The sequence below is a fragment of the Kitasatospora sp. DSM 101779 genome (assembly GCF_025655475.1).
Lineage (GTDB): Bacteria > Actinomycetota > Actinomycetes > Streptomycetales > Streptomycetaceae > Kitasatospora.
Genome location: NZ_JAHTIK010000001.1, coordinates 5,401,803 through 5,408,212 on the forward strand (window position 1 = coordinate 5,401,803; position 6,410 = coordinate 5,408,212).

The following is a 6,410-nucleotide window of genomic DNA, read 5'->3' on the forward strand; positions in this document are numbered from 1 at the left end:
CCGGTCGTCCGGCCGGTCCGGGCTCGCGTCCGGCGGGCGGCGGCTTCGGCGGCCCCCGTCCGGGTGGCGGTGCCGGCGGCGGTGGCGGCTTCGGCGGCGGCGGTGCCCGTCCCGGTGGCTTCGGCGGCCGTCCCGGCGGCCCGGGTGCCCGTGGTGGCACGCAGGGTGCCTTCGGCCGTGGCCCCGGTGGCCGTCCGGCCCGTGGTCGCAAGTCGAAGCGGGCGAAGCGCCAGGAGTACGAGGCCATGCAGGCCCCGTCCGTCGGCGGTGTGATGCTTCCTCGCGGCAACGGACAGACCGTCCGCCTGTCGCGCGGTGCCTCCCTGACGGACTTCGCCGAGAAGATCAACGCCAACCCGGCCGCGCTCGTCTCGGTGATGTTCAACCTGGGCGAGATGGTCACCGCGACCCAGTCGGTCTCCGACGCCACCCTCGAGCTGCTGGCCGGCGAGATGGGCTTCGTGCTGGAGATCGTCAGCCGTGAGGACGAGGACCGCGAGCTGCTCGAGTCCTTCGACATCGACTTCGGTGCCGACGAGGGCGACGAGGAGATGCTGGCGCCGCGTCCGCCGGTCGTGACCGTCATGGGTCACGTCGACCACGGCAAGACCCGCCTGCTCGACGCGATCCGCAAGACCAACGTGGTGGCGGGCGAGGCCGGCGGCATCACCCAGCACATCGGTGCGTACCAGGTGCAGACCGAGGTGAACGGCGAGGAGCGCCGCATCACCTTCCTGGACACCCCGGGTCACGAGGCGTTCTCCGCCATGCGTGCCCGTGGTGCCAAGTCCACCGACATCGCGATCCTGGTGGTCGCGGCCAACGACGGCGTCATGCCGCAGACGATCGAGGCGCTCAACCACGCCAAGGCCGCCGGCGTGCCGATCGTGGTCGCGGTCAACAAGATCGACGTCGAGGGTGCCGACCCGACCAAGGTCCGCGGTCAGCTGACCGAGTTCGGCCTGGTGGCCGAGGAGTACGGCGGCGACACCATGTTCGTCGACATCTCCGCCCGCCAGGGCCTGCACATCGACCAGCTGCTGGAGGCCGTGGTCCTCACCGCGGACGCCTCGCTCGACCTCCGGGCCAACCCGGAGCAGGACGCGCAGGGCATCGCGATCGAGGCCCACCTGGACAAGGGCCGCGGCGCCATGGCGACGCTGCTCGTCCAGCGCGGCACGCTCCGCGTCGGCGACTCGATCGTCGTGGGCGACGCCTACGGCCGCGTCCGCGCGATGCTGGACGAGAACGGCAACAGCCTCACCGAGGCCGGCCCGTCCCGTCCGGTCCTGCTCCTCGGTCTGACCTCGGTGCCCCGCGCCGGCGACAGCTTCATCGTCGTCGACGAGGACCGCACCGCCCGCCAGATCGCCGAGAAGCGCGCCGCCCGCGACCGCAACGCGTCCATGGCCCAGCGCCGTGTCCGCGTCTCGCTCGAGGGTCTGGAGGCCGCCCTGGCCGCCGGCTCCATCGAGAAGCTCAACCTCATCATCAAGGGTGACGTCTCCGGTTCCGTCGAAGCCCTCGAGGACGCCCTCGTCAAGCTCGACGTGGGCGAGGAGGTCGAGCTCCGGATCCTGCACCGCGGTGTGGGTGCCATCACCGAGTCCGACGTGGACCTGGCGATGGGCTCGGACGCCATCATCATCGGCTTCAACGTGCGCGCCGAGGGGCGTGCCCGTACCGCGGCCGACCGCGAGGGCGTCGACATCCGGTACTACTCGGTCATCTACCAGGCGATCGAGGAGATCGAGGCCGCGCTCAAGGGCCTGCTCAAGCCCGAGTACGAGGAGGTGCGCCTCGGCTCCGCGGAGATCCGCGAGGTGTTCCGCTCCTCCAAGTTCGGCAACATCGCCGGTGTCCTGGTGCGCGAGGGCGTCATCCGACGCAACACCAAGGCCCGCCTGCTGCGCGACGGCAAGGTCGTGGCGGAGAACCTCAACATCGAGGGTCTGCGCCGCTTCAAGGACGACGCGACCGAGGTCCGCGAGGGCTTCGAGGCCGGTGTGACCCTGGGCTCGTACAACGACATCAAGGTCGACGATGTCATCGAGACCTACGAGATGCGCGAGAAGCCGCGCTCGTAACGGCTCACAGTCCGGGGCCGGCCGACGGGTGCATAACCCGTCGACCGGCCCCGGTCTCGCTGTGTAGGGTCCTCGTACATCCCCGAGCAGGGATCTCTTCGAGGCCTCCAGGTCGGCTCTGACCTGTCACACATGTTCGTAGGAACACTCACGTTCGACCTCCTCCTGGGTGACGTCCACTCGCTGAAGGAGAAGCGCTCGATCGTGCGGCCCATCGTGGCCGAACTGCAGCGCAAGTACAGCGTGTGCGCTGCCGAAGTCGGGAACCAGGATCTGCACCGCCGGGCCGAGATCGGCCTCGCGGTGGTCTCCGGGGACGCCTCGTACGTCACCGAGATCCTGGACAGCTGTGAGCGGCTCGTCGCCGGCCGCCCCGAGGTGATGCTGCTCTCCGCGCGGAGGCGGTACCACCACGACGACGATGAGTGACCACCGGTTGGCCGGGGCGCCCCCGCGGGAGCGGGAGTCGCCACCGTCACACCGATCAGGACCGAGAGCGCCCACAAGGCTGGGCGCGGGCAGGTACGTTGGGGCAGGGGCCCCGCCGGGTGCGCGACCGACCCGGGTACCGGGCCCAACGCACGAGGAGGCAACGTGACCGACACCGCAAGGGCGCGCAAGCTCGCCGACCGCATCCAGGTGGTCGTCGCCGAGACCCTGCAGCGCCGGATCAAGGACCCGCGACTGGGCTACGTGACCATCACCGACGCCCGGGTCACCGGGGACCTGCGCGAGGCCACCGTCTTCTACACCGTCTACGGTGACGAGACCGAGCGTCAGGCCAGCGCGGCCGCCCTGGAGAGCGCCAAGGGCGTCCTCCGCTCCGAGGTCGGCCGCCAGACCGGGGTGCGCTTCACGCCCACCCTGACCTTCGTCGCGGACGCGCTGCCGGACAACGCCAAGAACATCGACGACCTGCTCGACCGGGCCCGCCAGTCCGACGCGGCGGTGCGCACCGCCGCCGCCGGCGCCAGCTACGCCGGCGAGGCGGACCCGTACCGCAGCAGCGCCCGCGACGACGACGCGGACGAGGACGAGTAGGCATGACCGGCGAGCCGACGGCGGCCGGTACCGCGGGGGCGGGCACCACCAGCACGGTGGAGCCTGCCCTCGCGGTGCTTCCGGGGCCACGCACGGAGGCCTCCGGCCTCGACCACGAGTGGCAGCGCGTCGTGGCGGAGATCGGGCGGGCCACCGACATCGACCTGATCTGCCACATCAACCCGGACGGCGACGCCCTGGGCTCCGCGCTCGCCGCGGGCCTGGCGCTGCGTTCGCTCGGGCACCGCGTCCGGGTCTCCTTCGGCGACGACCCGCAGATCGTCCCCGAGTCGCTGTCCTTCCTGCCCGGCCAGGACCTCATCGTGCCCGCCGCGGACGTCCCCGACGTGCCCGAGCTGGTCCTCTGCTTCGACGTCGCCTCCGAGGGCCGCCTCGGCCTGCTCCGCGACAAGGCCTTCGCCGCCCCGGTCATGGTCGTCCTCGACCACCACGCCTCCAACCCGGGCTTCGGCACCCACCGCCTGATCGACCCGTGCGCCCCGGCCACCGCCGTGCTCGTCGACGAACTGCTGCGCCGCCTCGGCGTCCCGCTCGACCAGGCGCTCGCCACCTGCCTCTACACCGGCGTCGCCACCGACACCGGCTCCTTCAAGTACGCCGCCACCACGCCGGCCACCCACGAGCTCGCCGCCCGGCTGCTCGCCACCGGTATCCGGCACGACCTGATCTCCCGCCAGCTCTGGGACACCTCCTCCTTCGGCTACCTGAAGGTGCTCGCCGGCGCCCTCGGGCGCGCGGTGTTCGAACCGGACGCGGTCGGCGGCCGGGGCCTGGTGTGGACGTGGGTGCCCTACGAGGAGCTCGCCCTGTTCGGCGTCACCGTCGAGGAGATCGAGGGCCTGATCGACGTGCTCCGGCGGCCCGCCGAGGCCGAGGTCGCGCTCGTGCTCAAGCAGGACCCGGACGGCACCCTGCGCGGCTCCTGCCGCTCCAAGGGCGCCGTGGACGTCGCCGCCGCCTGCACCGAACTCGGCGGCGGCGGACACGTCTACGCCGCCGGCTTCGCCACCCGCGAGGACGTCGGGACGGTGGTGGCCCGCTTCCGGGCCGCGCTGCCCGACTGATCCCTCCGCTGCGAAGCGGCACCCCGTTTCGAAGTCGCACCCCTCCCGAAGAAAGAACCGATGAAGCGCAAGGGCACTGGTCCGGACGGCCTGGTCGTCGTCGACAAGCCGGAGGGCATCACCTCGCACGGCGTGGTCGCCAAGCTGCGGTGGCTGGCCGGCACCCGCAAGGTCGGCCACGCCGGCACCCTCGACCCGATGGCCACCGGCGTGCTGGTGCTCGGCGTCGAGCGGGCCACCCGGCTGCTCGGCCACCTGATGCTCACCAGCAAGACCTACGAGGCGACGATCCGGCTCGGCCAGACCACGATCACCGACGACCGGGAGGGCGAGGTCACCGCCTCGACCCCGGCCGACGGCGTCGCCCGGGAGGCGATCGACACCGGGATCGCCGCCCTGACCGGCGAGATCATGCAGGTCCCGTCCAAGGTCTCCGCCATCAAGATCGACGGCAAGCGCTCCTACGCCCGGGTCCGCGAGGGCGAGGACTTCGAACTCGCCGCCCGGCCCACCACGGTGCACTCCTTCACCGTCCACGAGCAGCGGGCCGCGGTCGCCGAGGACGGCACCCCGGTGATCGACCTCGACGTCACCGTCGAGTGCTCCTCCGGCACGTACATCCGTGCGCTCGCCCGCGACCTCGGCGAGGCCCTGGGCGTCGGCGGCCACCTCACCGCGCTGCGCCGTACCAAGGTCGGCCCGTACGGCCTGGAGCACGCCCGCACCCTGGAGCAACTGGAGGAGAAGCTGGAGGTGCTGCCGATCGCCGACGCGGCGGCCGCCGCCTTCCCCCGCTGGGACATCGACGCCGAGCAGGCCAAACAGCTCTCGCACGGCATGCGGCTCAAGGCCCCCGGCCTCGGCACGGACGGCCCGATCGCGGTCTTCGACCCGGAGGGCCGCTTCCTCGCCCTGGTCGAGGAGAAGGGCGGCCACGCCCGTCCGGTGGCCGTTTTCGTCGGCTGAGCTGCGCCTTCCTCGACTCCGCTGCTCCCGGTCCGCTCCGCGTGCTCACCCTTTCGGGCGAGCGCGCGGAGTGAACCGGTGTCGTGAACGGCGCGCGCAGGGTGGTGCGGCGTCCGCCGGGGGCAGAATCCCCGCGGTGAGTACGGCGGCCGGGCCGGCCGCCGGCTGACCCGGCGGGAGGGGCGGCGCGGATGGCGGGCAGACACCAGCCGGGGGCGACGGCAGGACTGCGGCCGCCCCGTCCCGCGGAGGCCCTGGTGGGCATCCGCGACGAGACCGGCCGCCTGCGCGGCCTCGGCTTCACCGCCGACCCGCAGGGCACCGTGGTCACCGCCCTCGAGGCCGCCGCCGGCCCCGCGGCCCTGGCCCTCCAACTGCCCGACGGCACCCTCCGGCCGCTCGGCCCGGCCGCCGTCGAACTGCTGCCCGAACTCGGCCTCGCCCTGCTCCACCCCGAGGACGGCCGCCCGCCCGGGCCGGCCCTCTCCGTCGCGCAGGACGCCGAGCGGACCGACGGACGGCAGCTCGCCCTGCTCCGGCCCCCCGCGCCGGGAGAGACGTCCGCGGGCCCCCACCCCGTGGGCCTGGCCGGCCGCTGCACGGCCGCGCTGCTGCTGCCGGAGGGCCTGCACGCCGTGCCCGGCACCCTGGTGCTCACGCTGCCGCCGCAGGCCGCACTGCCCGGCACACCCGTCCTGGACACCGCCACCGGCGCCGTCCTCGCCGTCCTCGCCCCGGCCCTGCGCGGCGAGCGCCCCGACACCGTCGCCGCCGCACCGCTCACCGGCGCGGGCCTGCACCGGCTGCTGCGGCGCAACGCCGAGAGCGTCCCCGCGCACGGCACCGCACTCAACCTCGCCGGCGTGCTGCAGCTCGCCGCCGCCCAGCTGCACGCCGCCGTCGCCGGCCCCACCCGGATCGCCGAGCTGGCCGCCGACCGCACCGACCGGGCCGACGGCCTCACCGGCGAGGAGCCCGAGGACCTGCTCACCGTCCTGGTCGGCACTCCCGGCAGCGGGCGCAGCACCGAACTCGCCGCCCTGGCCGTGCGCCGCACCGCGGGCCCCCGCCCGCTGCCCACCCTCTGGCTGCGCGGCGCCGACCTCGCGCCCGGCGACACCTCGCTCGCCGACCCCGTCGCCCGCGCCCTCGCCGGGGCCGCGGCCCGGCTCGCCGTCCCGGCCCCCGCCGCCGACCGGGCCGCCCGGCTCTGCGCGGACGCCGACCGCCC

The 6,410-nt window shown here is 73.7% G+C and carries 5 protein-coding genes and 1 pseudogene; all 6 read left to right on the forward strand.

The window, feature by feature from the left end; all coding sequences use genetic code 11:
* A partial coding sequence (gene infB / locus KSNIM_RS24610) for a translation initiation factor IF-2 (protein WP_263105318.1) occupies positions 1-2,087 on the forward strand: 2,087 nt, incomplete at its 5' end.
* Positions 2,088-2,219: 132 nt separating this feature from the next.
* Positions 2,220-2,516: a DUF503 domain-containing protein gene (locus KSNIM_RS24615; protein WP_263105319.1), complete on the forward strand. Its 297-nt coding sequence runs from the start codon at positions 2,220-2,222 to the stop codon at positions 2,514-2,516.
* 165 nt (positions 2,517-2,681) lie between these two features.
* The gene (rbfA, locus tag KSNIM_RS24620; protein ID WP_263105320.1) at positions 2,682-3,128 is read left to right on the forward strand and encodes a 30S ribosome-binding factor RbfA; all 447 of its coding nucleotides are present in this window, start codon (positions 2,682-2,684) and stop codon (positions 3,126-3,128) included.
* Positions 3,129-3,130: 2 nt separating this feature from the next.
* The gene (locus tag KSNIM_RS24625) at positions 3,131-4,213 is read left to right on the forward strand and encodes a DHH family phosphoesterase (RefSeq protein ID WP_263105321.1); all 1,083 of its coding nucleotides are present in this window, start codon (positions 3,131-3,133) and stop codon (positions 4,211-4,213) included.
* A 60-nt stretch (positions 4,214-4,273) separates the two neighbouring features.
* Complete coding sequence (gene truB / locus KSNIM_RS24630) at positions 4,274-5,179, forward strand: tRNA pseudouridine(55) synthase TruB (RefSeq protein WP_263105322.1); 906 nt, start codon at positions 4,274-4,276, stop codon at positions 5,177-5,179.
* 257 nt (positions 5,180-5,436) lie between these two features.
* Positions 5,437-6,410: pseudogene (locus KSNIM_RS24635) on the forward strand (serine protease); the annotation flags it as partial.